This window comes from Oerskovia sp. PE-21s (assembly GCF_056158145.1).
The window spans coordinates 31,848-56,924 of record NZ_JBUXJM010000009.1 but is presented as its reverse complement, the minus strand read 5'-3'; the positions used below and the strand labels follow the sequence as shown (position 1 = coordinate 56,924).

25 protein-coding genes are annotated in these 25,077 nt (G+C 71.3%); 9 read left to right on the top strand and 16 right to left on the bottom strand.

Annotated features, from left to right (window positions below):
• Positions 1-150: 150 nt before the first annotated feature.
• On the bottom strand, positions 151-1,008 hold the full coding sequence (locus ACZDYF_RS16430; RefSeq protein WP_475060006.1) for a TrmH family RNA methyltransferase: 858 nt from the start codon (positions 1,006-1,008) through the stop codon (positions 151-153).
• 592 nt (positions 1,009-1,600) lie between these two features.
• Between ACZDYF_RS16430 and ACZDYF_RS16425 the strand changes: the two genes are divergently transcribed.
• Entirely contained in the window at positions 1,601-2,029 is a 429-nt protein-coding gene (locus tag ACZDYF_RS16425; RefSeq protein WP_475059623.1) for a hypothetical protein, read from the top strand.
• A 99-nt stretch (positions 2,030-2,128) separates the two neighbouring features.
• Here the strand turns inward: ACZDYF_RS16425 and ACZDYF_RS16420 are convergent, their stop codons facing one another.
• The 6 genes from ACZDYF_RS16420 to ACZDYF_RS16395 all read right to left on the bottom strand — a co-directional run bounded on the left by ACZDYF_RS16420 (position 2,129) and on the right by ACZDYF_RS16395 (position 9,817).
• On the bottom strand, positions 2,129-4,063 hold the full coding sequence (locus ACZDYF_RS16420) for an ABC transporter ATP-binding protein (protein ID WP_425564158.1): 1,935 nt from the start codon (positions 4,061-4,063) through the stop codon (positions 2,129-2,131).
• Between the two features lie 158 nt (positions 4,064-4,221).
• Entirely contained in the window at positions 4,222-5,961 is a 1,740-nt protein-coding gene (locus ACZDYF_RS16415) for an ABC transporter ATP-binding protein (RefSeq protein ID WP_204808696.1), read from the bottom strand.
• 150 nt (positions 5,962-6,111) lie between these two features.
• Positions 6,112-6,858, bottom strand: coding sequence for a TetR/AcrR family transcriptional regulator (locus tag ACZDYF_RS16410; RefSeq protein ID WP_475059618.1), 747 nt, complete (start codon positions 6,856-6,858; stop codon positions 6,112-6,114).
• A 184-nt stretch (positions 6,859-7,042) separates the two neighbouring features.
• On the bottom strand, positions 7,043-8,275 hold the full coding sequence (locus ACZDYF_RS16405; protein ID WP_475059615.1) for an SPFH domain-containing protein: 1,233 nt from the start codon (positions 8,273-8,275) through the stop codon (positions 7,043-7,045).
• A gap of 154 nt (positions 8,276-8,429) precedes the next feature.
• Positions 8,430-8,879 (bottom strand): NfeD family protein, encoded by a 450-nt coding sequence (locus ACZDYF_RS16400; RefSeq protein WP_475059612.1) that lies wholly within the window; start codon positions 8,877-8,879, stop codon positions 8,430-8,432.
• A 152-nt stretch (positions 8,880-9,031) separates the two neighbouring features.
• Positions 9,032-9,817 carry an ABC transporter ATP-binding protein gene (locus tag ACZDYF_RS16395; protein ID WP_191791361.1) on the bottom strand — a complete coding sequence of 262 codons (786 nt, stop codon included), beginning with the start codon at positions 9,815-9,817 and terminating at the stop codon, positions 9,032-9,034.
• 27 nt (positions 9,818-9,844) lie between these two features.
• Here ACZDYF_RS16395 and ACZDYF_RS16390 point away from each other — a divergent pair, with 27 nt between their 5' ends.
• Positions 9,845-10,675, top strand: a complete 831-nt coding sequence (locus tag ACZDYF_RS16390) for a hypothetical protein (protein ID WP_475059604.1) — start codon at positions 9,845-9,847, stop codon at positions 10,673-10,675.
• Here the strand turns inward: ACZDYF_RS16390 and glgA are convergent.
• Positions 10,639-11,859, bottom strand: a complete 1,221-nt coding sequence (glgA, locus tag ACZDYF_RS16385) for a glycogen synthase (protein ID WP_475059601.1) — start codon at positions 11,857-11,859, stop codon at positions 10,639-10,641. The genes ACZDYF_RS16390 and glgA overlap by 37 nt on opposite strands.
• Positions 11,860-11,997: 138 nt before the next feature.
• Here glgA and ACZDYF_RS16380 point away from each other — a divergent pair, with 138 nt between their 5' ends.
• On the top strand, positions 11,998-13,236 hold the full coding sequence (locus ACZDYF_RS16380; RefSeq protein ID WP_475059597.1) for a glucose-1-phosphate adenylyltransferase: 1,239 nt from the start codon (positions 11,998-12,000) through the stop codon (positions 13,234-13,236).
• A 4-nt stretch (positions 13,237-13,240) separates the two neighbouring features.
• Entirely contained in the window at positions 13,241-13,897 is a 657-nt protein-coding gene (serB, locus tag ACZDYF_RS16375) for a phosphoserine phosphatase SerB (RefSeq protein ID WP_475059592.1), read from the top strand.
• A 90-nt stretch (positions 13,898-13,987) separates the two neighbouring features.
• Here serB and ACZDYF_RS16370 read toward each other — a convergent pair whose 3' ends face one another.
• The 3 genes from ACZDYF_RS16370 to fabG all read right to left on the bottom strand — a co-directional run bounded on the left by ACZDYF_RS16370 (position 13,988) and on the right by fabG (position 16,231).
• A complete protein-coding gene (locus ACZDYF_RS16370) occupies positions 13,988-14,485 on the bottom strand; it encodes a SixA phosphatase family protein (RefSeq protein ID WP_318243782.1) in 498 nt (165 codons plus the stop codon).
• An 86-nt stretch (positions 14,486-14,571) separates the two neighbouring features.
• Positions 14,572-15,339 carry an enoyl-ACP reductase FabI gene (gene fabI / locus ACZDYF_RS16365; protein ID WP_191791366.1) on the bottom strand — a complete coding sequence of 256 codons (768 nt, stop codon included), beginning with the start codon at positions 15,337-15,339 and terminating at the stop codon, positions 14,572-14,574.
• Positions 15,340-15,502: 163 nt separating this feature from the next.
• Entirely contained in the window at positions 15,503-16,231 is a 729-nt protein-coding gene (gene fabG / locus ACZDYF_RS16360) for a beta-ketoacyl-ACP reductase (protein ID WP_030152232.1), read from the bottom strand.
• Between the two features lie 171 nt (positions 16,232-16,402).
• On the opposite strand from fabG, the gene ACZDYF_RS16355 reads away from it, so the two are divergent.
• The 3 genes from ACZDYF_RS16355 to ACZDYF_RS16345 are packed head-to-tail and all read left to right on the top strand — an operon-like array spanning position 16,403 to position 18,148.
• Positions 16,403-16,876 carry a DUF3099 domain-containing protein gene (locus ACZDYF_RS16355; RefSeq protein ID WP_475059577.1) on the top strand — a complete coding sequence of 158 codons (474 nt, stop codon included), beginning with the start codon at positions 16,403-16,405 and terminating at the stop codon, positions 16,874-16,876.
• Positions 16,869-17,117 (top strand): hypothetical protein, encoded by a 249-nt coding sequence (locus tag ACZDYF_RS16350; RefSeq protein WP_191791367.1) that lies wholly within the window; start codon positions 16,869-16,871, stop codon positions 17,115-17,117. Before ACZDYF_RS16355 ends, ACZDYF_RS16350 begins: the two co-directional genes overlap by 8 nt.
• Entirely contained in the window at positions 17,114-18,148 is a 1,035-nt protein-coding gene (locus tag ACZDYF_RS16345; protein ID WP_475059570.1) for an SURF1 family cytochrome oxidase biogenesis protein, read from the top strand. The genes ACZDYF_RS16350 and ACZDYF_RS16345 overlap by 4 nt, the downstream gene beginning before the upstream one ends.
• Positions 18,149-18,241: 93 nt before the next feature.
• On the opposite strand, the gene ACZDYF_RS16340 is transcribed toward ACZDYF_RS16345, so the two are convergent.
• Positions 18,242-19,840: an ABC-F family ATP-binding cassette domain-containing protein gene (locus ACZDYF_RS16340; RefSeq protein ID WP_387484547.1), complete on the bottom strand. Its 1,599-nt coding sequence runs from the start codon at positions 19,838-19,840 to the stop codon at positions 18,242-18,244.
• Between the two features lie 395 nt (positions 19,841-20,235).
• Between ACZDYF_RS16340 and ypfJ the strand changes: the two genes are divergently transcribed.
• Together ypfJ and ACZDYF_RS16330 are read left to right on the top strand one after the other, a co-directional pair.
• Positions 20,236-21,141, top strand: coding sequence for a KPN_02809 family neutral zinc metallopeptidase (ypfJ, locus tag ACZDYF_RS16335; protein WP_475059564.1), 906 nt, complete (start codon positions 20,236-20,238; stop codon positions 21,139-21,141).
• A 109-nt stretch (positions 21,142-21,250) separates the two neighbouring features.
• Entirely contained in the window at positions 21,251-21,859 is a 609-nt protein-coding gene (locus ACZDYF_RS16330; protein WP_475059557.1) for a dihydrofolate reductase family protein, read from the top strand.
• A gap of 79 nt (positions 21,860-21,938) precedes the next feature.
• Here ACZDYF_RS16330 and ACZDYF_RS16325 read toward each other — a convergent pair whose 3' ends face one another.
• The 4 genes from ACZDYF_RS16325 to sufC form a co-directional block, all read right to left on the bottom strand.
• Positions 21,939-22,286 (bottom strand): metal-sulfur cluster assembly factor, encoded by a 348-nt coding sequence (locus ACZDYF_RS16325; RefSeq protein ID WP_030152224.1) that lies wholly within the window; start codon positions 22,284-22,286, stop codon positions 21,939-21,941.
• Entirely contained in the window at positions 22,283-22,828 is a 546-nt protein-coding gene (gene sufU, locus ACZDYF_RS16320; protein ID WP_475059547.1) for a Fe-S cluster assembly sulfur transfer protein SufU, read from the bottom strand. Before sufU ends, ACZDYF_RS16325 begins: the two co-directional genes overlap by 4 nt.
• Before the next feature lie 93 nt (positions 22,829-22,921).
• A complete protein-coding gene (locus tag ACZDYF_RS16315; protein WP_191791374.1) occupies positions 22,922-24,220 on the bottom strand; it encodes a cysteine desulfurase in 1,299 nt (432 codons plus the stop codon).
• Between the two features lie 81 nt (positions 24,221-24,301).
• Entirely contained in the window at positions 24,302-25,069 is a 768-nt protein-coding gene (gene sufC / locus ACZDYF_RS16310; protein WP_138824653.1) for a Fe-S cluster assembly ATPase SufC, read from the bottom strand.
• Between the last annotated feature and the right edge of the window lie 8 nt (positions 25,070-25,077).

Here is a 25,077-nt window from a genome sequence, read left to right as displayed (position 1 = left end):
GGAGCGGGTTGTTTCGCCCGAAGAACGGGTTGCCGGCCTGGCGCGGAGCGTCGATGCCCGGACTTTGTGCTTTCCGTCACAAAGTTGACCGTTCGAGCGTCGAGAGGCAGCTGGTCGTTCAGCCGGTCGACCGCACCGCGCTCGGGACGGCTACGCCCGCGTCGCCCAGAACACCACCGCGGCGCTCGCCGCGACGTTGAGCGAGTCCACTCCCCCGGCCATCGGGATCTTCACGACGTGGTCGACGGCCGCGAGCGTCGAGCGGTGCAGCCCGTGACCCTCGGTCCCGAACACGAACGCCGACTTCTCGTCGCCCCGCTCGACGTACTCGTCGAGGGTGAGCGAGTCGTCCGACAGCGCGAGCGCCGCGACGGTGAAACCGTGCTCGCGCAGCTCCTCGACGCCGCCCGGCCACGACTCGAGCCGCGTCCACGGCACCTGGAACACCGTCCCCATCGAGACGCGGACGCTGCGCCGGTACAGCGGGTCCGAGCACCGCGGCGACACGAGCACCGCGTCCACCCCGAGGCCGGCCGCCCCGCGGAAGATCGCGCCGACGTTCGTGTGGTCGACGATGTCCTCCAGCACCGCCACGCGCCGCGCACCCTGCCCGTCGCGGGCGGTCGTGAGCAGCTCGTGCACGCTCGGCAGGACCGGCCGGTGCATCGCGGACAGCGCGCCACGGTGCAGGTTGAAGCCGGTGATCGACTCCAGGACAGCAGGTTCGGCGACGTACACGGGCACGGGTTCGCCCGTCCCGCCGGGCCCGTCGTCCAGCCCGACGGCGGAGATCGCCTCCTCGAGCCCGGGGAGCCACTTCTCCGCCATGAGGAAGGAGCGGGGCCGGTGCCCTGCCGCGAGCGCCCGGTGGATCACCGTGGTGCTCTCCGCGATGTACATGCCCTTCTCCGGCTCGTTCTTCGAGCGGAGCTCGACGTCCGTGAGGTTCGTGTAGTCGGCGAGGCGCGGGTCGGCGGGGTCGGTCACGTGGATGATCTGCACGCTCAGATTCTCCCGCACCCGCGGCGGCGGCCTGGCATCGGCTCCCCCGGTGCCGAACACGGGGTTGCGGTCGTTCTGACGGCGTTCGCGACCTCAACCTCGTGGTCGAGCCCCTGGAACCTTCTGCTCGGCGGTCGGGCGGCCCTCAGCGCACCTCGCCGGCCCGCCGGACGTCCGCCGGGAGGCCCGACCGATCCACCTCGCTCACCGCACCACGACCCAGATGCTGCTCGTTGTCGCCAGATGACACACCGAGGCGACAACGAGCAGCATCTCGCGGGCCCGACGGCGCCGCTCGCCCGAACACCACGCGCCGCTGCACCTCGTAGCTCGTCGCGAAGAGCAGCACCTCGGTCACGACCTTGGCCGGCAGCAGCGCGGCCCACCGCCCGGATCCGCGCACACGTGCCGGGCGCAGGTGCCGGCTGAGGGGTCGCTGTGAGGTCCGTCATGACGACGCCGCGTGATCGCCGTCACGACGACACGCTCCCACCGAACTCTCAGGTGAGACGTCGCTCACTCTTGCACCCCGGTACGACTAATACATACTTTCGGCCCGGTTCCCGCGTGATTTCATGGATGCATGAAGAAGCAGATGATGGCACTCGCTGCCGTGGGCGCGATCGCGCTCCTGAGCGCGTGCGGTACCGACACCACGACCGACAGCGGCTCGGCCACCGACGAGACCCCTGCGGGCGCGACGAACCTCCAGGTGTGCGCGAAGTACTTCGACGGCGGCGAGCAGTCCGTCGCGCAGCGCGTCACGGACGAGCTCGAGTACGACATGGCGGCCCTCACGGACGACCAGTCGAACGCGATGCGCAGCACCAACATCCAGCTCGAGGCGATCCTGCGCCTCGCTGGGCCCGAGGACACCAACCTCGTCATCAGCAAGATCAAGACCCCGTTCCAGATGGCTGACGACATCGCCGACGAGACCGGGACCGAGATCGACACCACCGGCGTGACCGACGCCGTGGCCGAGCTCCAGACGATCTGCGACAACGCCGGGTACACCGCTTCCTGACCCTCAGCAGCGACCTCGCCCTCATCCCGGGCGAAACCCCGAGAGCCGGTACCGCCCAGAAGGCGGCACCGGCTCTCGTCGTTCACGGGAGTCCCCGGGTCAGCGGGTCATCTCGCCCTCGGCGACCTCCTCGACCGCGGCGGCCGCGAACTGGCTCTCGTAGAGCCGCGCGTACGCGCCGCCCTTCTCGATGAGCACCTCGTGGTTGCCCATCTCCACGATCGCGCCGTCCTCCATGACGAGGATGACGTCGGCGTCGCGGATGGTCGACAGCCGGTGCGCGATGACGAACGACGTCCGCCCGGCGCGCAGCGCGTTCATGGCCTGCTGCACGAGCACCTCGGTGCGCGTGTCGACCGAGCTGGTCGCCTCGTCGAGGATGAGGATCGCCGGGTCGGCGAGGAACGCGCGCGCGATGGTCAGGAGCTGCTTCTCCCCCGCGCTCACGCCCGAGCCCTCGTCGTCGATCACGGTCGCGTACCCGTCGGGCAGCGTGCGCACGAACGGGTCCACGTGGGTCGCGCGCGTCGCCTCGAGGAACTGCTCCTCGGTGACCTCGACGCCGTCGGGCACGCCGTAGCGCAGGTTCTCCTCGATGGTGCCCTTGAAGAGCCAGGTGTCCTGGAGCACCATGCCGATGTTGGACCGCAGCCCGTCGCGGCTCATGGTCCGGGTGTCGACGCCGTCGAGCGTGATGCGCCCTCCGTCGACCTCGTAGAACCGCATGATGAGGTTCACGAGCGTCGTCTTGCCGGCCCCGGTGGGCCCGACGATCGCGACCGTCTGGCCGGGCTCGGCCACGATCGACAGGTCGTCGATGAGCGGGCGGTCGGGCACGTAGCGGAACGAGACGTCCTCGAACGCGACCCGGCCCTGCACGTCCGTGACCACGACTGCGGGCGACGGGTCCGGGGACTGCTCGTCGGCGTCGAGCAGCTCGAACACGCGCTCCGCGGAGGCGACGCCCGACTGCAGGAGGTTCATCATCGACGCGATCTGGGTGATCGGCTGCGTGAACTGGCGCGAGTACTGGATGAACGCCTGGACGTCACCGAGCGACAGCTGGCCGGACGCGACCCGCAGGCCGCCGACGACCGCGACGATCACGTAGTTGAGGTTCGCGACGAAGCCCATCGCGGGCTGGATGATCCCGGAGATGAACTGCGCCTTGAAGCTCGCGTCGTACAGCTCGGCGTTCTCGTCGGTGAACGTGTCGACGGCGGTCTGCTGGTGGCCGTAGACCTTGACGAGCGCGTGGCCCGTGTACATCTCCTCGACGTGCGCGTTGAGGCGCCCGGTCGCGGCCCACTGCTTGATGAACTGGGGTTGCGAGCGCTTGGCGATCATGGCCGTGACGAGCACCGACAGGGGCACCGTCACGAGGGCGATGACCGCGAGCAGGGGTGAGATCCAGAACATCATGGCGAGCACGCCGACCACGGTCAGGACCGAGGTCACGAGCTGCGAGAGCGTCTGCTGGAGGGTCTGCGCGACGTTGTCGATGTCGTTGGTGACGCGGCTGAGCACCTCGCCCTTCTTCTGCCGGTCGAAGTACGACAACGGCAGCCGGCCCAGCTTGGCCTCGACCTCGGCGCGCAGGCGGCGCACGGTGCGCTGCACCACGGACGTGGTCACGCGGCCCTGGATCCAGCCGAAGAGGAAGGAACCGACGTAGATCGCGAGGACCCACAGCAGGATGACGCGCAGCGCGGTGAAGTCGATGCCCTGACCGGGCACGACGTCCATGGCCGCGAGCATGTCGGCCTGCGTGGTCTGCCCCGTGGCGCGCAGGTTGTCGACGGCCTGCGCCTTGGTGATGTCCGCGGGCATCTGCGAGCCGATCACGCCCGCGAAGATGACGTTGGTGCCGTTGCCGAGCAGCTTGGGGCCCAGCACGGCGAGCGTCACCGACAGGACCGACAGGACCGTGATGACCACGACGGCGAGCCGCTCGACGCGCAGGTAGCCTGCGAAGCGCTTGAGCGAGCCGGTGAAGTTCATCGCCTTCTCGGTCGGCATGCCCATGCCGCCCATGGGGCCGTGGCCGCCGCCCTGGGGGCGCCCCTTGAGGCGCGTGGCTGACAGGTCGGGCTTGTCGCCCGCGGGTTCGTCCTGCACGCCGCCCGACGGCGTCACGTGCGGCTCGGCGTTCTTGTCGCCCGGGTTGTCGCTCGGGCGGGGGGTCTGGGTGCTCATGCTGCCTCCTGCGCCGAGAGCTGCGAGTACACGATCTCCTGGTACGTCTCGCACGTGGCCAGGAGCTCGTCGTGGGTGCCGGTGCCGACGATGCGGCCGTGGTCGAGCACGACGATCTGCTCGGCGTGCCGGATGGTCGCGACGCGCTGCGCGACCAGCAGGACCGTGGCCTCGCGGGTCCGCGGGGCCAGCGCGAGCCGCAGGGCCGCGTCGGTCGCGTAGTCGAGGGCCGAGAACGAGTCGTCGAACAGGTAGACGCTGGGCTTGCGGACGATCGCGCGGGCGATGGCGAGCCGCTGGCGCTGGCCGCCGGAGAAGTTGGTGCCGCCCTGCGCGACGGGGGCGTCGAGCTGCCCGTCGAGCTGCTCGACGAACTCGCGCGCCTGCGCGACCTCGAGCGCTTCCCACACCTCCTCGTCGGTCGCGTCCTCCTTGCCGTAGCGGACGTTGTCCGCGACGGTCCCGGAGAACAGGTACGCCTTCTGGGGCACGTAGCCGATCATCGACCACAGGTCCTGGAGCGAGACGTCGCGGACGTCGGTGCCGTCGATCCGCACGGACCCGGCCGTCGCGTCGAAGAGCCGCGGGACGAGCTGGAGCAGCGTGGTCTTGCCCGAGCCCGTGGACCCGATGATCGCGGTCGTCCCGCCGGGTCGCGCCGTGAACGTGAGGTCGTGGAGCACGGGGTCCTCGGCTCCGGGGTACCGGAAGTCGACGCCGGAGAACGTGATGACACCGGTCCGGTCGGCGCGGGCCGCCAGGCGCACGGGGGTCTGGGGCTCGACGACGGTCGTCTCGGTGTCGAGGACCTCGCCGATACGCTCGGCCGAGACCGCGGCGCGCGGGACCATCATGAAGATCATGGTCGACATCATCACGGCCATGAGGATGTACATGATGTAGCTGAGGAACGCGGTCAGGGCCCCGATCTGCATCCCGTCCTCGACGCGGTACGCGCCGAACCACAGGACGGCGACGCTGGTCGCGTTCATGACGAGCATGACGGTCGGGAACATGAGCGCCATGAGCTTGCCGACGCGCAGCGACGTGTCGTAGAGCCGGTCGTTCGCGACCGCGAACCGCTCCTCCTCGCGACGCTCGCGCACGAACGCCCGGATGACGCGGATGCCGGAGATCTGCTCGCGCAGCACGCCGTTGATGGCGTCGATGCGCTTCTGCATCTTGCGGAAGTACGGGACCATGCGGGACACGATCAGCCCGACGACGATCCCGAGCACGGGCACGACGACCAGCAGCAGCGCCGAGAGCTCGACGTCCTCCTGGAGCGCCATGATGACGCCGCCCACGAGCATGATGGGCGCCATGACCATGATGGTGAAGGCCATGAGCACGACCATCTGGACCTGCTGGACGTCGTTCGTGGTGCGCGTGATGAGCGACGGGGCGCCGAGCACGCCCATCTCCTGCGCGGAGAAGGACTGGACCCGCGTGAAGAGCCCGTTGCGTACGTCGCGCCCGAACGACATGGCGACCTTGGCGCCGAAGTACACCGCGACGATCGCGCAGATCACCTGCCCGAGGCTGATGACGAGCATGACGCCGCCCGTGCGCATGATGTAGGCGGTGTCGCCCTGCGTGACGCCCTTGTCGATGATGTCGGCGTTGAGGCTGGGCAGGTAGAGGGTCGCGATGGTCTGCACGAGCTGGAGCACGAGCAGGATCACGATCGGCGTCCGATAGGGACGCAGGTACGTCCGCAGTAGACGAAGGAGCATGTGGGGGTCCTGTCAGGGGTGGGGGCGAGAGGAGGACGGGGTTCTCGACAGTGCCCGACGGCGGAGCGCACGTCGAGCGTTTTCGGTGACCTCGCCGACGGGTCCAGCATGCGTCGCCGTGGCGACGACCGCGAGGGCGAGGCGGCGGCGTCAGGCGAGCGACGCCGTCGAGACGGGGACGGCGGGTGGGCCGTTCGCCTGGCACGGGTCCTCGAGGACGCCGTGCAGGAAGACGTCGACGATCTGGGTCGGGTCGAGCGGCCCGCCCTGCGAGATCATGGGGCTCGCGTGACCGTGCACGAGGAAGAAGAAGACGCTCGCCGCGACACGTGGCTCGGTGCGCAGCTCGGTGGCGAACGGTGCGATGCGCGCCTCGATCGCGCCGACGATGTCCTGGACGGCGGACATCCGGGCGTCCCGGTGGGAGTCCGCGCCCTGCTCGCCCTGGTCGCCATGGTCGCCATGGTCGCCGGGGCGGCGGCGCGGGCCGTGCTGACCGTGCTGGCCGTGCTGGCCGTGCTGGCCATGCTGGCCGTGCCGGTCCCCCATGAACTGGTGGGCGACCTGGACGATCTTGGCAGTCGCGCGCTGGCTCTCCTGGATGAGGCCTGCCAGGGCGACGAGCGTCGTCTCGAGCGATCCGTGCTCCGGGAGGTCGCGGATCGCGCGGACCAGGGGCGCCGGGTCGAGCGCCGCGACCAGGGCCGCGTGGAGGAGCTCGTCCTTGTCCTCGAAGGCCCGGAACAGCGTGCCCTCCGCCACGTTCGCGGCCTGGGCGATCTGGCGGGTCGTCACCGCGGCGCCGTAGCGCGCGAGGAGCGGGACGGTCGCGGAGGCGATCGCGGCGCGCCGGTCGTCGCGGCTCATGGGTCGGGCGCGGCCCGAAGGTGTCGTCACGCCCTCGACCATAAGTGAGTGAGCACTCACTCGTCAAGGTTGCCCGGCGCAACCGACGGGCCTCGGCCGTGGTGCCGCACGCCACCGGGGCGCACCGAGGAACGCCGGAGGGGCGCCGCTCGCGCGACGCCCCTCCGGGTATCCCTGTTCCTGCCGCAGCTCGTGCGGCTCGCTCCGGGCGACGCTACGGGCGGGCCTCCGGGCCACCCTCGACGCCGCCGTCCTCGGGCGCGTCCGCCTGGGGCGTGCCCAGGGGGCGCGGCGCGGCCGTCCCCGGCTCGGGGGCCGGCGCGAAGCGCTGACCGGGTCCACCGGGACGCTGCCCCCGCTCGGCCTGCTGGTCGAACGGCAGGCCCGAGTGCGTGCCGGCGCTCGTGGCGTCGGCCGTGGCGGCCTCGGCCTGACGACGAGCCTCGGCGAGGGCCTCGGCAGGGTCCACCAGCGCCGGGGTCCCGAACTTCACGCGGTCGCGGTCGCGCTCGCGACGTGCGGCCTCGGAGGCCTCCAGGCCGTCACCGGACGGGGTCGGGACGCCGCCGAAGCCCTGGGCGATCGAGCCCAGCGCGGCCGTGAACTCGGTGGGGACGACCCACAGCTTGCTCGCGTTGCCGTCGGCGATCTTCGGCAGCATCTGGAGGTACTGGTAGGCGAGCAGCTTGGGGTCGGCGTCGCCCTCGTGGATGGCGTCGAAGACCTGCAGGATGGCGCGGGCCTCACCCTCGGCGTTCAGGATCGCGGCCTGGGCGTTACCCTCGGCCCGCAGGATCGCGGCCTGCTTCTCGCCCTCGGCCGTCAGGACCTGGGACTGCTTGATGCCCTCGGCCGTGAGGATCGTGGCACGACGGTCACGCTCGGCACGCATCTGCTGCTCCATCGAGCCCTGCACGCTCGCGGGCGGGTCGATCGACTTGAGCTCGACGCGGTTGACGCGCACGCCCCAGCGTCCCGTCGCCTCGTCGAGCACACCACGGAGCTGGCCGTTGATCTGGTCACGGCTCGTCAGGGTCTGCTCGAGGTCCATGGACCCGACGACGTTACGCAGCGTGGTGACCGTGAGCTGCTCGATGCCCTGGATGTAGTTCGCGATCTCGTAGACGGCGGACTTGGGCTCGGTGACCTGGAAGTAGATGACCGTGTCGATGCTCACCACGAGGTTGTCCGACGTGATCACGGGCTGCGGCGGGAACGACACGACCTGCTCGCGCAGGTCGACGCCGGCGCGCACGCGGTCGACGAACGGGATGAGCAGGTGCAGTCCCGGCTCGAGCGTGCTCGAGTAGCGACCCAGCCGCTCGATGATCAGCGCGGTCGCCTGCGGGACGATCCGCACGGCCTTGACGAGGGCGATGATCACGAACAGCAGGATCAGCCCGAGCACGACGTACACGGCGATCATTCCGGGGTCTGGGTCACTCATCGATCTTCTCCTGAGGATGGTTCTCGGTGGGCGGACGGGTCACGCGGTACTGGTCGTGCGGTGCGGTGGAGGTCGGGCGAGCGGTCACAGGCGAGGGGCGGGACGCCGCACGGTTCCACGGCCTCTCCGAGGCGCCCGAGGACGGATGCCTGGGTCAGACCGTGTGGCTGTCCGGGGCGAGCGACTGGACGACCGCGGTCGCGCCGTCGATGCGCACGACCCGGACCTCGGCGCCGATCGGCAGCTCGGGCGAGCCGTCCACCGTCCGGGCGCTCCAGATCTCACCCTGGAGCTTGATCCGGCCGCTGAACTCGGTCACGCGGTCCACGACGACGGCGGTCCGGCCGATCTGGGCGGCGGCGCCGGTCTCGGCGAGGGGGACGCGGTGGCGCAGGTGGCGCAGGAGCCAGGGACGCAGGGAGAGCAGCAGCGCGGCCGACACGACGGCGAACGTGATGATCTGCAGCCACAGCGGTCCACCGGCCGCGTTCACGCCGGCTGCGGCGAACGCTCCGCCCGCGAACATGATCAGCACGAGGTCCAGGGAGATGATCTCGATGAGGATGAAGAGCAGACCTGCTCCGACCCACCACAACCAGTCCATGACGGTTCCTTCCGTCGTGAGGCTCGTTCGCTGCACGCCGTCGACGTGTCGACACCACCTGCGTTCTTTGCCCAGATTTTACCGGAAGAACGAGATCCGTGCACCTATCGGGCGTGTCGCGTACGCCACCGTGCGCGACCGACGACGGGCCGTCAACGAGCCGCGCGCGCCAGCCAGCGACCGCCACCGTGCGCGACGAAGAGCGGCAGCCCGAACGCCTCGCTGAGGTTCTCGGCCGTGAGCACCTCGGTCAGCGGCCCGGCACGGTGCACCGCACCGTCCTTGAGGAGCAGGACGTGCGTGAAGCCCGGCGGGATCTCCTCGACGTGGTGCGTGACCAGCACCAGCACCGGCGAGGCGGGATCCGTCGCGAGCTCCGAGAGCGCGCTCACGAGCTCCTCGCGCCCGCCCAGGTCGAGGCCCGCCGCAGGCTCGTCGAGGAGCAGCAGCTCGGGGTCCGTCATGAGGGCACGGGCGATCTGGACGCGCTTGCGCTCGCCCTCGCTCAGGGTCCCGAACAGGCGCTCGGCGAGCGGCAGGACGTCGAAGGCCGCGAGGAGGTCGTCGGCACGCTCGGCGTCGAAGTCCTCGTACGCCTCCCGCCAGCGGCCCGTGACGCCGTAGGCCGCGGTCAGCACCACGTTGCGCACGGTCTCCGAGCCCGGGATCTGCTCCGCGAGCGCCGCGCTGGCGAGCCCGATGCGGGGGCGCAGCTCGAACATGTCGGTGCGTCCGATGCGCTCGCCCAGCAGGTCCGCGGTTCCCGAGGTGGGGTGCATGCGTGCCGCCGCGATCTGCAGCAGGGTCGTCTTCCCGGCGCCGTTGCGGCCCAGGATCACCCACCGCTCGCCCTCGTTCACCTGCCAGTCCACGGAGTCGAGGATGGTCTTCGTGCCACGGCGCACCGTGACTGCCTGCAGGTCCAGAACCGAGCTCATGGGACACGACCCTATAGGTTGGCTGACGTGGAATCCCACTCGACCCTCCCGCTCCCCCGCGCCGTCGTCCTCGCCCTGTGGGTGCAGGCGCTCGCCCCGCAGCCCGGCGCGGCCCGGGTGCCCGACGACGCGCTGCTCCGCCGGGCCGTCGCGGCCGTCCGGCAGGACGACGAACCTCACTCGGTCGAGGGGTCGGACGACGCCTCGACCCTCCTCGACCTGCTCACGGCCTGGACCCGGGGCCCGGTCGAGGTCTGCGCGGCCCTCCCCGCCCCCGGCGACGTGCTGGGGGTGCCCGCCGCCGTGAGCGCGGACGCGACCGACGCGCAGGAGTGCCTGCTCGTGCAGTCCGCCGAGGGCGCGTGGGCTCTCGTGCCCGAGATCACCGAGTTCGGCTCCGTCTACGAGACGGGTCACCTGGTCGCCTGGCACATGACGCCCGTGCCGACGTGGCGCACCCAGGTGCTCGCCGCCGTCGGGCCGCTGGCCGACGCCGAGCGGGACCTGCGCGTCGCGCTGCTGACCGCGACCGAGGCCCTCGCCTCGCTCGACGTCGCGCGCTGGCGCGAGGACGCGGCCGAGACCATCGCGTCGCTGCGGTCCACGACTCCCCCGGACTGGCCCCTGCCCGCGGTGCGCGGGGAGGCCGAGGCGCGCCGCGTGCGCGTGCTCGCGCAGGCTGCTCGGCTGCGGGCGATCGTCGACCTCGCCACGGCCGACGACGGCGGCGCCGTCAACCTGTGGCAGGCCGACCAGCGCTCGACCGCGCTGCGCGAGGTCGACCGGGCCGCGCGGCGGGCCATGTCCGCCGCGACGGCGCGCTACTCGACCGGTCCGGACCCCAGCACGCTGCGGTAGACCTCGAGCGTGCGGTCCGCGATCGCGTCCCACGCGAAGTGGTCCTCGACCCGGGTGCGGGCCGCGCGGCCCATCTCCCGGGCACGCGCGGGATCGGACACGACCGCGACGAGCGCCGCGGCGAGGTCGGCCACGAAGCGGTCCGGGTCCACGGGGGTGCCCGTCCCGTCGTCGACCTGCTCGATCGGGACCAGGTGGCCCGTGACGCCGTCGTCGATCACCTCGGGGATGCCGCCCGTCGCGGACCCCACGACCGGCAGCCCCACGGCCATGGCCTCGAGGTTGACGATGCCGAGCGGCTCGTAGACCGAGGGGCACACGAAGACGGTCGAGGCCGCGAGGACCGCGACGAGCTCCTCGCGCGGGAGCATCTGCTCGATCCAGACCACGCCCGTGCGCTGCTCCGCGAGGCGCGCGACGGCGTCGCTCACCTCGGTCGCGATCTCGGGGGTGTCGGGCGCACCCGCGCACAGGATCAGCTGGACCTCGGGGGGCAGCTGCGCGGCCGCCCGCAGCAGGTACGGCAGGCCCTTCTGGCGCGTGATGCGCCCTACGAAGACCACGGCCGGACGCTCGGGGTCGATCCCGAGGTCGCGGACCACACGGTCCGCCGCGGCGACCTGCGCCTCGGACTCCGGACGGCGCCAGCCGTCCAGGTCGATCCCGTTGTGGACCACGTGGACCCTGGCCGGGTCGACGTCCGGGTAGCAGCGCAGGATGTCCGCACGCATGCCCGCCGAGACCGCGATGATGCCCGCGGCCGCCTCGTAGGCGGTCTTCTCGGCCCAGCCGGACAGCGCGTAGCCGCCGCCGAGCTGCTCGGCCTTCCACGGGCGCAGCGGTTCGAGCGAGTGCGCGCTGAGCACGTGCGGGATCCCGTGCAGGAGCGAGGCCAGGTGACCCGCGAGGTTCGCGTACCAGGTGTGCGAGTGCACGAGGTCCGCGCCCGCGACGTCGTCGGCCATCGCGAGGTCCACGCCGAAGGTGCCCAGGACGGCGTTCGCCGACGCGAGCGATCCGGGGACCGAGTAGCCCGTCACGCCCTCCTCGGCGCGCGGCCCGTCGAACGCGCGCACGCGCACGTCGATGCGCTCGCGCAGCACACGGGACAGCTCGGCGACGTGGACGCCCGCGCCTCCGTAGACGTAGGGCGGGTACTCACGGGTCAGCAGGTCGACTCTCACGCGCCACACGCTAGCGCGGTCCGCGCGACTCGTGCGCACCGCCCCGCCCGGGCAGCCGTCACCACGTCGTGGGACGAACCCCGACCAGCCTGCGGTTCGGTCACCGCGAACCGTGCGCGTGGCCTTAAGGTTTTGCCCATGGCCGCCCCACGTGTCCTTGCAATCGTCCTCGCCGGTGGCGAGGGTAACCGGCTCATGCCGCTCACCGCCCACCGCGCCAAGCCGGCCGTACCGTTCGGCGGTATCTACCGCCTGGTCGACTTCGCGCTGTCGAACCTGGTGAACTCGCACTACCTGCACATCGTCGTGCTGACGCAGTACAAGTCCCACAGCCTCGACCGCCACATCACCAAGACGTGGCGCATGTCGTCGTTGCTCGGGAACTTCGTCGCGCCGGTGCCGGCGCAGCAGCGGGTGGGCAAGCACTGGTACCTCGGCAGCGCCGACGCGATCTACCAGTGCCTCAACATCATCGAGGACGAACGCCCCGACATCGTCGTGGTCGTCGGTGCGGACCACGTGTACCGCATGGACTTCTCCCAGATGGTCGACGCGCACATCGCCTCGGGCGCCGAGCTCACCGTCGCCGGCATCCGCCAGCCCATCTCCATGGCCGACCAGTTCGGGGTCATCGACACCGACCCCGAGGACCCGGCCAAGATCCGCGCGTTCCTCGAGAAGCCGAGCGACCCCGTCGGTCTGGCCGACTCCCCCGGCGAGATCCTCGCCTCGATGGGCAACTACGTCATCGACGCCGACGCGCTCGTGGCCGCCGTGACCGCCGACGCAAGCGACCCGGACTCGCGCCACGACATGGGCGGCGACATCGTCCCGGCCTTCGTCGCACGCGGCACCGCAGGCGTCTACGACTTCATCCGCAACGACGTCCCCGGCTCGACGGACCGTGACCGGGACTACTGGCGTGACGTCGGGACCCTCGACGCGTACTACGACGCGAACAAGGACCTCATCTCGATCACGCCCGTCTTCAACCTGTACAACGACGAGTGGCCCCTGCACACCGGGTACGTCGGCCTGCCGCCGGCCAAGTTCGTCCACTCGGGCCAGGGCCGCCTGGGCCACGCCGCGGACTCGCTCGTCTCCCCCGGCGTCATCATCTCCGGCGCCACCGTCGTGGGCTCGGTCCTGTCCCCCGGCGTCTACCTGCACTCCTGGTCGTCCGTCTCCGACTCCGTCCTCATGGACGGCGTCCAGGTCGAGCGGCACGCCCAGGTCCACCGCGCGATCCTCGACAAGAACGTGATCGTCACCGAGCGTGCCCGCATCGGCCTCGACCCCGAGCAGGACCGTGCGCGGGGCTTCACGGTCACCGACTCGGGCATCACCGTCGTCCCCAAGGGAACCATCGTTGAATAGCACCATGACCGCCCGACCCGCCTCGACCCGCCGCCTCGTCGTGATGGACGTGGACTCCACGCTCATCACGCAGGAGGTCGTCGAGCTCCTCGCCGACCACGCCGGGACGCGCGACCTCGTCGCGGACGTCACCGAGCGCGCGATGCGCGGGGAGATCGACTTCGCAGAGTCGCTGCGCGAACGCGTCGCGACCCTGGCCGGGGTTCCGGTCAGCGCGTTCGAGGACGTGCTCGAGAAGGTCACGCTCACGCCCGGTGCCACCGAGCTCGTCGCCGAGCTCCAGCGCCGCGGGTGGACCGTGGCACTGGTGTCGGGCGGCTTCGAGGAGATCGTGGCTCCCCTGGCCGCACGGCTGGGGATCACGCACTTCCGGGCGAACCGCCTCGAGGTCGAGGACGGCCGCCTCACGGGACGCACGACCGGCCCCGTGATCGACCGGGCCACCAAGGAGGCCACGTTGCGCGACCTCGCTGCCGCCGAGGGCGTCGCCATGGCGGACACCGTCGCGATCGGCGACGGCGCCAACGACCTCGACATGATCGGCGCCGCCGGGATCGGGATCGCGTTCGCCGCCAAGCCTGTCGTGGTCGCCCATGCGCCCTACTCGGTGCCGGGGCCGCGCCTCGACGCGGTGCTGGAGATCATCGACGCACAGGCCTGAGAGCCCGACGACGACGGCCCCTTCCCCCGGTCAGCGGGAGAAGGGGCCGTCGTCGTCCTGCCTGCCCGTCGGGCCTCTGCGCGGCTCGGCTCAGCTCGCGGGGCGCCCGACGTACGTCAGGTCCGCGACGCCGTCGGTCCACTCGCTCCACGGCGTGAGGGACTCCAGCACGCTGTAGGTCGCGGTCGGGACACCGACGCGGACCTGCGCCAGGGCGCCCGAGTCGGAGCCGGGGGATGCCAGGTGCGCCGCCGTGGCGGCCATGGTCGGCTCGTGACCGATCACGAGGAGCGTCCGCACGCGGGAGTCGGCGCCGTGGACCAGGTCCACGACGTCCTTGACCCCCGCGGCGTACAGGGTGTCCGTCACCACGACCTCGGGGGCGACGTCACCCAGGTTCGCGGCGAGCAGCTCCCAGGTCTGGCGCGTGCGCAGCGCCGAGGAGCACAGGACGAGCTCGGGGACGAGCGCGGAGTGGGCGAGCGCGGCACCGACCCGGCCGGCCTGGCGCCGCCCGTTGAGCGCGAGCGGACGCAGGACGTCGTCGACGCCCCCCGCCGGCTCGGCCTTCGCGTGCCGGAGCAGCACCAGCCGGTGCGTACGGCCCGGGACCCCGGGCCCGGTGGCGTCGAACGACGCCGCCGATCGGCCATCTCGCACGTTCGTCCCTCTCGTCACAGACCCATGGCGTGCACGCCGCCGTCGACGTGCACGATCTCCCCGGTCGTCGCCGGGAACCAGTCTGACAGGAGAGCGACGACGGCGCGTGCGGCGGGCTCCGCGGTCATCTGGTCCCAGCCGAGGGGTGCGCGCGTCGGCCAGCCGTCCTCCATCTGCTCGAACCCGGGGATCGACTTCGCGGCCGTCGTGCGGATCGGGCCGGCGGAGACCAGGTTCGTGCGGATGCCCTCGGGGCCGAGGTCGCGCGCCAGGTAGCGGTTCGCGGACTCGAGCCCGGCCTTGGCGACGCCCATCCAGTCGTACACGGGCCACGCGAACTGTGCGTCGAACGTCAGCCCGACCACGGCGCCGCCGTTCGTCATGAGCGGCTTGGCGGCCACGGCGAGGGACTTGTAGGAGAAGGTCGAGACCTGCAGCGCGGTCGCGACGTCCTCCCAGCTCGCGGACAGGAAGTTGCCGCCCATGACGGACTGGGGCGCGAACCCGATCGAGTGCACGACGCCGTCGAGCGCGTCGACGTGCTCGCGGACCGCGTCGGCCAGGCCCGCGAGGTCCTCCTCGTTCGTCACGTCGAGCTGCACGACGGGCGCCTCGACCGGCAGACGCTTCGCGAACGCCTGCGTGAGCTTCATCTGGCGCCCGAACGAGGAGAGCACGACCGTGGCCCCCTCCTCCTGCGCGAGCCGGGCCGCGTGGAACGCGATCGAGGAGTCGGTGAGGACGCCGGTGACCAGGAGCTTCTTGCCTTCGAGCAGACCCATCAGTTCTTCTTCCGTTCTTTCGTCGTGCGCTGCTTGAGCGTACTCATGGACGACCCGCCCGGGTAGTTCTGGGCGGGTCGAGCGGTGTGGCGAGGGACACGCTGTGCTCCTCGGTGGCGTGCGCGGTGGTCCGAGACGCCTCGGACCGGGCCTGCCGGTGGACTCAGTGGCCCATGCCGAGGCCGCCGTCGACCGGGATCACGGCGCCGCTGATGTAGCCCGCGTCGGGCGAGGCGAGGAACTGCACGACGCCCGCGACCTCGTCCGCCTGGGCGAAGCGTCCCGCGGGGATGTTGGCCTTGTACTGCTTCTGCCGCTCCTCGGGCAGCTCGGCCGTCATGGCCGTCTCGATGAACCCGGGCGCGACCACGTTCGCGGTGATGCCGCGCCCGCCCAGCTCGCGCGTGATGGAGCGAGCCATGCCGACCAGCGCAGCCTTGGACGCCGAGTAGTTGACCTGGCCCGGGCCGCCGTACAGGCCCACGACCGAGGAGATGAGGACGATGCGACCGCGGCGCAGGCGGATCATGCCCTTGGAGACGCGGCGCACGCAGCGGAACGTCCCGGTGAGGTTCACGTCGATGACCGACTCGAACTCGTCGTCGGTCATGCGCATGAGGAGCTGGTCGCGGGTCACGCCCGCGTTCGCGACCAGGACCTCGACCGGGCCGAGCTCGGCCTCGATCGCGGTGAAGGCCGCGTCGACGGCGTCGGTGTCGGTGATGTCGCCCACGACGCCGAAGACCCCCTCGGGGAGGTCGCCGCTGCGGTAGATCGTCGCGACGCGGTCGCCGTTCGCGACGAAGCGCTCGGCGATCGAGCGGCCGATGCCCCGGTTGGCGCCCGTGACGACCACGGTGCGCGGGGCGGGGGAAGCGGGGGCTTCGGACACGACATCTCCTCGTTCGGGTGGCTGGGAGGCGACGCCTTCGGCGGGAGAGGTCCCGCACGGCCGGCACGTCGCCGCCACGACCGTACCCCGCGCGCCGGACCGCGTGCGCGCAGGGACCATCACAGGCCGCCGGGGTCCTTTGTCGGGTTCCGACAAACGTAGGATGGAGGGGTGAGCAGCAGCAACCAGGTGCCGAGCATCTCGAACGCACCGGAGTCGCTCGCGGAGGACCAGGCACGACGCACCAAGCGGTACCTCATCCAGATGGGGATCCGGCTGGTGTGCTTCCTCGGTGCGGTGATCGTCCACGGGTGGTTCTCGTTCGTCCTGATCGGCGCCGCGATCGTGCTGCCGTACGTCGCCGTGCTGCTCGTCAACGCGGGGCGCGACCAGAAGACCTACGACGTCTCCCCCATGGAGCGGCTCCAGGTCGAGTCCGCGCCCGACCGTCCGAGCCTCGGAAGGGTCGTCGAGCTCGACGACGAGGGCCAGGTCCGTGAGGACGCCCCCACCACGCAGGACGCCGCCGACGCGGCTCCCGACCAGACGGCGGGCCGGACCCGCGACCAGGCCGCCGAGCCGACCACCCGCCCGACCACCGACCGAACCGACCGAACCACCGACCAGGAGCCGCACGATGGTTGACCTCCTCCACCTCGCCGACCCCGTCGACGAGGGTGAGCTGATCTGCAGCGGCAAGGGGTGCCGCTCCGAGGCCGTCTGGGGGCTGCTCTGGAACAACCCCAAGCTGCACACGCCCGAGCGCCGCAAGGTGTGGCTCGCGTGCGACGACCACCGCGAGCACCTCGAGACGTTCCTCGGCGCCCGTGACTTCTGGAAGCAGACCGTCCCCGTCGCGGACCTCGAGCGCCGGCCCGAGCTGTGACCCAGCCCTCCCCCGGTCCCGACCTCTCCGCCGGACCTGCCGGACCTGCCGGACCGGACGTGATCCCTGGCCAGCACGCCGCCCGGCAGCCCGACGCGGGCCAGCTCGCGCACGACGTGGCGCGCGACGCCACGGCCGAGCCGCGGACCCTGCGCCAGTGGGTCACGCTCGCCCTCGGGGTGCTGCTCGTCGCCGCGCTGTGCGTCCTTGCGGGCCGGTGGCAGTGGCACCGGTACGAGTCACGCTCGGCGCAGATCGAGATCATCGAGTCGAACTACGACGCGGAGCCCGTGCCGCTCACGGACGTGCTCGACGGCCCGGGCGCCGTCCTGGACCCGCAGGACGTGTGGCAGCGCGTGACGCTCGAGGGCTCCTACGTCGAGGACGCCACGGTCCTGCTGCGCAACCGTCCGGCGGGCGGCAAGGCGGGCTTCCACGTCCTGGTGCCGTTCGTGACGTCCCCGACCGACGGCGGCGAGAAGGTCGTCATGGTCGTCGACCGCGGCTTCGTGCCCCTCGGGGCCGACGCGAGTGCCCCCGACGCGGTGCCCGCTCCCCCGGCCGGCACGGTCGAGGTGACGGTCAGCGTGCGCGCGGACGAGCCCGCGTCGCGTCGGGACGCCCCGGCAGGGCAGGTCCAGGCCATCAACACGGCCCAGGTCCTCGCTGAAGGGCCCGACGGCGCCGCGTGGGCCGAGGGGGCGACCGTGGGCGCGTACGGGTCGCTCCGGGCCGAGGACCCCGCTCCGGCGGCGTCGCTGCGTCCGCTGCCCGTCCCGGACACCGACCCTGGCTCGCACCTGTCGTACACGTTCCAGTGGTTCGTCTTCGCCGCAGGCGCGATCGGCGGGTTCCTCATCCTGATCCGCCGTGAGAAGCGCGAGACCGTCACCGCGGGCGACCTCCTCGGCGAGCAGCGGGCGTCGGGCCGTGCGCCGGGCGAGACCGCGCCGCGCCGCAAGCGCGGTCCCACGGCCGAGGAGGAGGAGGACGCGCTCATCGACGCGCAGCTCCCCGAGCCTCGCCCCTGACCGCGCGAGCGGCCGGACACGACGAACGGCCAGGAGACGACGAACGGCCCGCCTGCTCCTCGGAGCAGGCGGGCCGTTCGTCGTCCTGGCGCGTCAGGCGAGGGAGATGAGCTCCGCGTACGAGTCGTTCCACAGGTCCTCGTCGCCGTCGGGCAGCAGGAGGACGCGCTCCGGGGAGAGCGCCTCGACCGCACCGTCGTCGTGGGTGACCATGACGACCGCGCCCTCGTAGTTCTTGAGCGCGTCGAGGATCTCGGCGCGCGAGGCCGGGTCCAGGTTGTTGGTGGGCTCGTCGAGGAGCAGCACGTTCGCCCCCGAGACGACGATGGTCGCGAGCGCGAGGCGCGTCTTCTCGCCACCGGACAGGACGTTGGTCGGCTTGTTCGCGTCGTCGCCGGAGAACAGGAACGAGCCGAGGACCGAGCGCACCTGGGTGTCGGTGAGGTCCGGCGCGGCGTGGCGCAGGTTCTCGACGACCGTCACGTCCATGTCGAGCGTGTCGTGCTCCTGGGCGTAGTAGCCCAGCTTGAGCCCGTGCCCGGCGATGACCTCGCCCGTGTCGGGCTTCTCGACGCCCGCGAGGATGCGCAGCAGGGTCGTCTTGCCCGCACCGTTGAGCCCGAGGACGACGACGCGGCTGCCACGGTCGATCGCGAGGTCGACGCCCGCGAAGATCTCCTGCGACCCGTACGACTTGGACAGGCCCTCGGCCGTGATGGGCGTACGCCCGCACGGCGCCGGGGTGGGGAACCGCAGCTTGGCGACCTTGTCGCTCACGCGCTCGCCCTCGAGGCCCGAGAGCATGCGCTCGGCGCGCTTGATCATGTTCTGCGCGGCCACGGCCTTGGTGGCCTTGGCGCGCATCTTCTCGGCCTGCGCGAGCAGCGTGCCGGCCTTCTTCTCGGCGTTGGCACGCTCGCGACGACGGCGGCGCTCGTCGGTCTCGCGCTGCTCGAGGTACGCCTTGTAGCCCAGGTTGTACTGGTCGAGGACGCCGCGCGTCGCGTCGAGGTAGAAGACCTTGTTGACGGTCGCCGAGAGCAGCTCGACGTCGTGGCTGATGACCACGAACCCGCCCGAGTAGTTCTTCAGGTAGTCGCGCAGCCACAGGATCGAGTCGGCGTCGAGGTGGTTGGTCGGCTCGTCGAGCAGCAGGGTCTCGACCCCCGAGAACAGGATGCGCGCGAGCTCGATGCGTCGGCGCTGGCCACCCGAGAGGGTCTTGAGGGGCTGCGCGAGGATGCGGTCGTCGAGGCCCAGGTTCGACGTGATGCGCTGCGCCTCGCTCTCCGCGGCGTAGCCGCCCGCGGCCGTGAACCGCTCCTCGAGCTTGGGGTAGCGCTCCATCGCGGCGAGGTGGGTGTCCGCGTCGGCGCTCGCCATCTCCCCCTCGGTCTCACGCATCTTGCGGACCAGCACGTCGAGGCCACGTGCCGAGAGGACGCGGTCCATCGCGATCACGTCGAGGTCGCCCGTGCGCGGGTCCTGCGGCAGGTAGCCGACGTCTCCCGTGCGCACGATCTGCCCGGCCGTGGGCTGGGTCTCCCCCGCGAGGGTCTTCGTCAGGGTGGTCTTGCCCGCTCCGTTGCGACCCACCAGGCCGATCCGGTCTCCGGCTGCGATGCGGAAGGACGCCTCGTCCAGCAGGACGCGGGCGCCGACGCGCAGCTCGACGGCGTGGGCAGTGATCACAGAGAGTTCCTCCGGCAGGATGGTGAGGTGTTCAGGGGGCGTAGGGGTTCGCGCGGTCGCGCTGTGCGCGAGACACAAACGCCACCGATTCTAGTGCCGGGAGCCCGCGGACGGAACGGGATTTCGCGGGCTGGTCCGTCACAGTCGGGCTGCTGGTCGCGCCTGGGGTGCCGAGGACGGGGTTGCGGTCGTCCCGGGCGCCGTGGCGACCTCAGCCCCGTTCTCGGCCCCCGCCTGCCCGACGGCGGCGCTCGCCGTCCCGAGGCGGGCCGCGGGCGGGCGCGGGACGCGACCGAGGTGAGCGGCGCCGTCGGGCCGCTACCACCGACGGGCTCTCCTCGCCCGAGGTCGCACCGCGGGACGCCATGACCTGCGGCGACGAGTAGCGTTGACCCGTGACGTTCAACGAGGGTGGTTCATTCGAGGGCGGCCGGGTCCGCAAGGGCGGGCGCGGCAAGGGTCCCGTGATCGCGGGCGGTGGCCTCGCCGCCGTGCTCGTGGCGGTCGTGGTCGCGCTGCTCAACGGCGGCGACCTGGGCAGCGTGCTGGGGTCGGTGAGCGACCAGGTGGTCCAGCCTTCCGGGGCCGAGGACACCGCGCAGCAGCAGGTCGTCGAGGAGTGCACGGTCGAGCAGGCCAACACCGAGCGCGAGTGTCGGCTGTCGGCGACCGCCCAGTCGCTCGACGCCTACTGGGCCGAGGCGCTCCCCGCGCAGGTCGGCGTCGAGTACGTCCTCCCGGAGGTCTACAGCTTCTCGGCGTCGACCCAGACGGGGTGCGGTGCGGCGACCAGCGCTGTCGGGCCCTTCTACTGCCCGCCCGACCAGACCGTGTACATCGACGTCTCGTTCTTCGACGAGCTGCGCGACCGCTTCGGGTCCTCGGGCGGCCCGCTCGCCGAGGAGTACGTCACGGCGCACGAGTTCGGCCACCACATCGAACAGCTCTCCGGGGTCATGGCGTCGGCGGACCGGTCCGGCACCGGACCCGAGTCCGACTCGGTGCGCATCGAGCTCATGGCCGACTGCCTCGCAGGCATGTGGGCGGGGACCGCGGCGAAGACGATCGACCCCGACCGCGGCGTGCCGTTCCTGCAGGAGATCAGCCCGGACGAGCTGAACGACGCGCTCTCCGCCGCGTCCGCTGTGGGCGACGACCGCATCCAGCAGTCCGCGACCGGCTCGGTGAACCCCGAGGCGTGGACCCACGGGTCGAGCGAGCAGCGCCAGCGCTGGTTCATGACGGGCTACGACGGCGGGACGTTCCAGGACTGCAACGCGCTCGAGGCGTCGACGCTCTGAACGCCCAGCGGACCGATGAGTTTCCGGTCGTGCCGCCGTCTCAAGGGTGAGACCCGGCCGCCGTCGAGCGGCACCATCGCACGGGAACGACATGGACGGGGACGGACCGATGGCTGAGCTGCTCGTCGACTTCATCACCTCGCTCGACGGCTATGCGTCGGGCGAGGGCTGGCCCGGGTTCTGGGGGCTCGAAGGGCCTGAGTACCTCGGGTGGCTGCAGGAGCAACCCGAGGTCACCTACCTGATGGGTGCGAACACCTACCGGCTGATGTCGGGATTCGCGGCCGGTCAGATGCCGGAGGGGACGGACGAGTTCACGGCCGACGAGGAGGCCTCGGTCGACGAGCTCACGTCCGCGCGGAAGGTGGTCTTCTCCAGCACGCTGGAGGAGCCGCTGACGTGGCCCAACTCCACTCTGGTGCGGGGCGACGCGGTGGAAGCGGTCCGCGCCATGAAGGATCACGAGGACGGCATCCTGAGCACGATCGGCAGCCTCAGCCTGGCACGAGCGCTGCTGCGGGCCGGGCTCGTCGACCGGTTCCGGGTCGGCATGTTCCCCGTGATCACCGGAGCGACCGGGTCCGAGCGGATCTACGACGGCTACCCCGACGTGGCCCTCGAGATGATCGACCATCGCACCTTCGACACCGGCATCCAGTTCGTCGAGTACCGCCCGCGCGTCCTGGACGGCCCTCCCCTGGTGGCAGCCGACGGGTAGGGCGGACGGGTAGGCGCGCGAAGGCAGCGAGGTCCGCCGCCCGTGAGGGGCGACGGACCTCGTCGAAGCCTCGTCCAGATCAGACGTTGAAACCCAGCGCGCGGAGCTGGTCCTTGCCGTCCTGCGTGATCTTCTCGGGGCCCCACGGCGGCATCCAGACCCAGTTGACCCGGAAGCCGTCGATCAGCCCGTCGAGGGACTGCGCCGTCTGGTCCTCGATGACGTCGGTCAGCGGGCAGGCCGCCGACGTGAGCGTCATGTCGATGACCGCGTGGTTGTTCTGGTCGACCTGGATGCCGTAGACGAGGCCGAGGTCGACGACGTTGATCCCGAGCTCGGGATCGATGACGTCGCGCATGGCCTCCTCGACGTCGGCCGCGGTCGGCGGGGTCGGCGCCGCAGCAGCGGCGGGGGTCTCGGTCGTCATCGGTTCTCCTGGGGTGCCTGCGGGGACGTGGTCTGGTCGAGCTCGGGCTGGGTGGCGTGGGCGTCTGCGAGGACTCCCGACGTCGCCAGGGTGTCACGCAGCGCGGCCCAGCCGAGCAGCGCGCACTTGATACGGGCCGGGAACTGAGCGACCCCGGTGAAGGCCGTGGCGTCCCCGAGCTCGTCCTCGAGGTCGTCGTCGAGTCCCTTGCCGCGAGACTTCATGAGCTGGCGGAAGAGGTCGCCGAGGTGCTCGGACTCCGCGACGGGCGCGCCGGTCACGAGGTCGGTGAGCACGGACAAGGAGGCCTGCGAGATGCTGCAGCCCTGGCCCTCCCAGCTCACGCTCGAGATGGTCGGGGACTGCGGGTCGGCGGTGTCGAACTCGACGCGCATCGTGACCTCGTCGCCGCACGTGGGGTTGATCTGGTGCGACTCACCGTGGAGGTGACCCTCCGACAGGTCGACGAACCCTCGCCCGTGCGGGGACTTCGCGTGGTCGAGGATGACCTGCTGGTACATCTGCTCCAACGAGCTGCTCATTGCTGGGGTCCTGCTCCTTCGGTACATCCTGCGGTGCGCTGGAAAGCGGGGACGAGACGGTGCGCGCCCACGGTCGACGTGGACGTGCACGTGTCAGTCCACTGAGAAGAACGCCCGGACCCCCGCCAAACCTTCCCGGAACGCCGTGACGTCCTCGGACGTCGTGTACACCGAGGCCGAGGCGCGCGCCGTGGCGGCGATCCCGAAGCGGCGGTGCAGCGGCTGCGCGCAGTGGTGACCGACCCGCACGGCGATCCCGGCGGCGTCGAGCACCTGGCCCACGTCGTGCGCGTGGACGCCCTCGACGACGAACGAGACGACCGCGAGGCGGTCCTCCGGTGTGGCCGGGCCGATGATCCGCACGCCCGGGACGTCGGCGATCTTGAGGAGCTCGACCGCGAGGTCGTGCTCGTGGGCGGCGACGTTCTCCATGCCCAGCTCGTCGAGGTACTGCGCGGCGACGCCGAGGCCCACGATCTGCGCGACGGCCTGCGTGCCGGCCTCGAAGCGCTGCGGCGGCGGCATGTACGTGGCCTCGGTCATGGTGACGACCTCGATCATGGACCCGCCGGTCGTGACCGGGGGCAGCGCCTCGAGCAGCTCGCGCCGCCCGTAGAGCGCCCCGATCCCCGTGGGGCCGAGCATCTTGTGCCCCGAGAACGCCGCGAAGTCGACGTCGAGGGCGTGCAGGTCCACGGGCAGGTGCGGCACGGACTGGCACGCGTCGAGGAACGTGAGCGCCCCGACCTCCTTGGCCCGTGCCACGATCGGCGCGACGGGCGTGATCGCGCCCGTCACGTTCGAGGCGTGCGTGAACGCGACGACACGCGTGCGCTCGGTGATGACCGAGTCCGCCTCGTCGACGCGGATGCGCCCGTCGTCGTCGACGCCGAACCAGCGCAGCACGGCGCCCGTGCGCGCGGCGAGCTCCTGCCACGGCACGAGGTTGGCGTGGTGCTCGGCCTCGGTCAGGACGATCTCGTCGCCCGGCGCCAGGGCGAAGCGGCGGGCCGCCTCTCCCCCGCGGCCGATCGTCGCGTTCGACAGCGCGTACGTGACGAGGTTGATCGCGGCCGTCGCCCCGGACGTCCAGACGATCTCGTCGGCGTCGGCCCCCACGAAGCGGGCGACCGCCGACCGGGCGTCCTCGAACGCCTCGGTCGCCTCCTCCGCGAGCTGGTGCGCGCCACGGTGCACCGCGGCGTTGCGCTCCTCGTAGAAGTCGACCTCGGTGTCGAGGACGACCTGCGGCTTCTGCGACGTGGCGCCCGAGTCGAGGTAGACGAGCGGACGGCCACCCCGCACCGTGCGGGCGAGCAGCGGGAAGTCGGCTCGCACGGCGGCGAGCTCGGTGGCGCTCAGCCCGGCCCGCACGGTGTCGGTGGTGGTCATCGGAAGTCTCCTCAAGGTGTCAGGTGCCCGCCGAGATCTGGCGGGCGGGTGGCCGGCGGACCGGCCACCCGCAGGCCCAGGTCAGGCCGTGGCCGCGCCCGTCGTCAGGAAGCGGTCGTAGCCCTCGTTCTCGAGACGGTCGGCGAGCTCGGGGCCGCCCTCCTCGGCGATGCGGCCGTCGACGAACACGTGCACGAAGTCCGGCTTGATGTAGCGCAGGATGCGCGTGTAGTGCGTGATGAGCAGCACGCCGACGTCCGTGGACTCCTTGGCGCGGTTGACGCCCTCGGAGACGATGCGCAGCGCGTCGACGTCGAGGCCCGAGTCGGTCTCGTCGAGGATCGCGATGCTCGGCTTGAGGAGCTCCATCTGCAGGATCTCGTGGCGCTTCTTCTCACCACCGGAGAAGCCCTCGTTGACCGAGCGCTCCGCGAAGGACGAGTCCATGCGCAGGTTCTCCATGGCGCCCTTGACGTCCTTGACCCACGTGCGCAGCGCGGGGGCCTCGCCGTCGATCGCGGTCTTGGCGGTGCGCAGGAAGTTCGAGACGGACACGCCGGGGACCTCGACCGGGTACTGCATGGCGAGGAACATGCCCGCGCGGGCGCGCTCGTCGACCGTCATCGCGAGGACGTCCTCGCCGTCGAGCGTCACGGTGCCGCTCGTGATCGTGTACTTGGGGTGGCCGGCGATCGAGTAGGCGAGGGTCGACTTGCCCGAGCCGTTAGGGCCCATGATCGCGTGGGTCTCGCCCGCGTTGATGGTCAGGTCGACGCCGCGCAGGATCGGCTTCGGCCCTTCCTTGGTCTCGACGCTGACGTGCAGGTCGCGGATCTCCAGAGTGGACATGTGGTGTT

Excerpts from the sequence above, each read along its gene's own strand:
- ACZDYF_RS16315 (WP_191791374.1), bottom strand. The coding sequence starts at position 24,220 with ATGACCACCACCGACACCGTGCGGGCCGGGCTGAGCGCCACCGAGCTC.
- ACZDYF_RS16415 (WP_204808696.1), bottom strand. The coding sequence starts at position 5,961 with ATGCTCCTTCGTCTACTGCGGACGTACCTGCGTCCCTATCGGACGCCG.
- serB (WP_475059592.1), top strand. The coding sequence starts at position 13,241 with ATGACCGCCCGACCCGCCTCGACCCGCCGCCTCGTCGTGATGGACGTG.
- ACZDYF_RS16395 (WP_191791361.1), bottom strand. The coding sequence starts at position 9,817 with ATGAGCTCGGTTCTGGACCTGCAGGCAGTCACGGTGCGCCGTGGCACG.
- ACZDYF_RS16420 (WP_425564158.1), bottom strand. The coding sequence starts at position 4,063 with ATGGGCGGCATGGGCATGCCGACCGAGAAGGCGATGAACTTCACCGGC.
- ACZDYF_RS16400 (WP_475059612.1), bottom strand. The coding sequence starts at position 8,879 with ATGGACTGGTTGTGGTGGGTCGGAGCAGGTCTGCTCTTCATCCTCATC.
- sufC (WP_138824653.1), bottom strand. The coding sequence starts at position 25,069 with ATGTCCACTCTGGAGATCCGCGACCTGCACGTCAGCGTCGAGACCAAG.
- ACZDYF_RS16325 (WP_030152224.1), bottom strand. The coding sequence starts at position 22,286 with ATGACGACCGAGACCCCCGCCGCTGCTGCGGCGCCGACCCCGCCGACC.
- fabI (WP_191791366.1), bottom strand. The coding sequence starts at position 15,339 with ATGGGTCTGCTCGAAGGCAAGAAGCTCCTGGTCACCGGCGTCCTCACC.
- sufU (WP_475059547.1), bottom strand. The coding sequence starts at position 22,828 with ATGAGCAGCTCGTTGGAGCAGATGTACCAGCAGGTCATCCTCGACCAC.
- ACZDYF_RS16425 (WP_475059623.1), top strand. The coding sequence starts at position 1,601 with ATGGCACTCGCTGCCGTGGGCGCGATCGCGCTCCTGAGCGCGTGCGGT.
- ACZDYF_RS16380 (WP_475059597.1), top strand. The coding sequence starts at position 11,998 with ATGGCCGCCCCACGTGTCCTTGCAATCGTCCTCGCCGGTGGCGAGGGT.
- ACZDYF_RS16330 (WP_475059557.1), top strand. The coding sequence starts at position 21,251 with ATGGCTGAGCTGCTCGTCGACTTCATCACCTCGCTCGACGGCTATGCG.
- ACZDYF_RS16350 (WP_191791367.1), top strand. The coding sequence starts at position 16,869 with ATGGTTGACCTCCTCCACCTCGCCGACCCCGTCGACGAGGGTGAGCTG.
- ACZDYF_RS16405 (WP_475059615.1), bottom strand. The coding sequence starts at position 8,275 with ATGAGTGACCCAGACCCCGGAATGATCGCCGTGTACGTCGTGCTCGGG.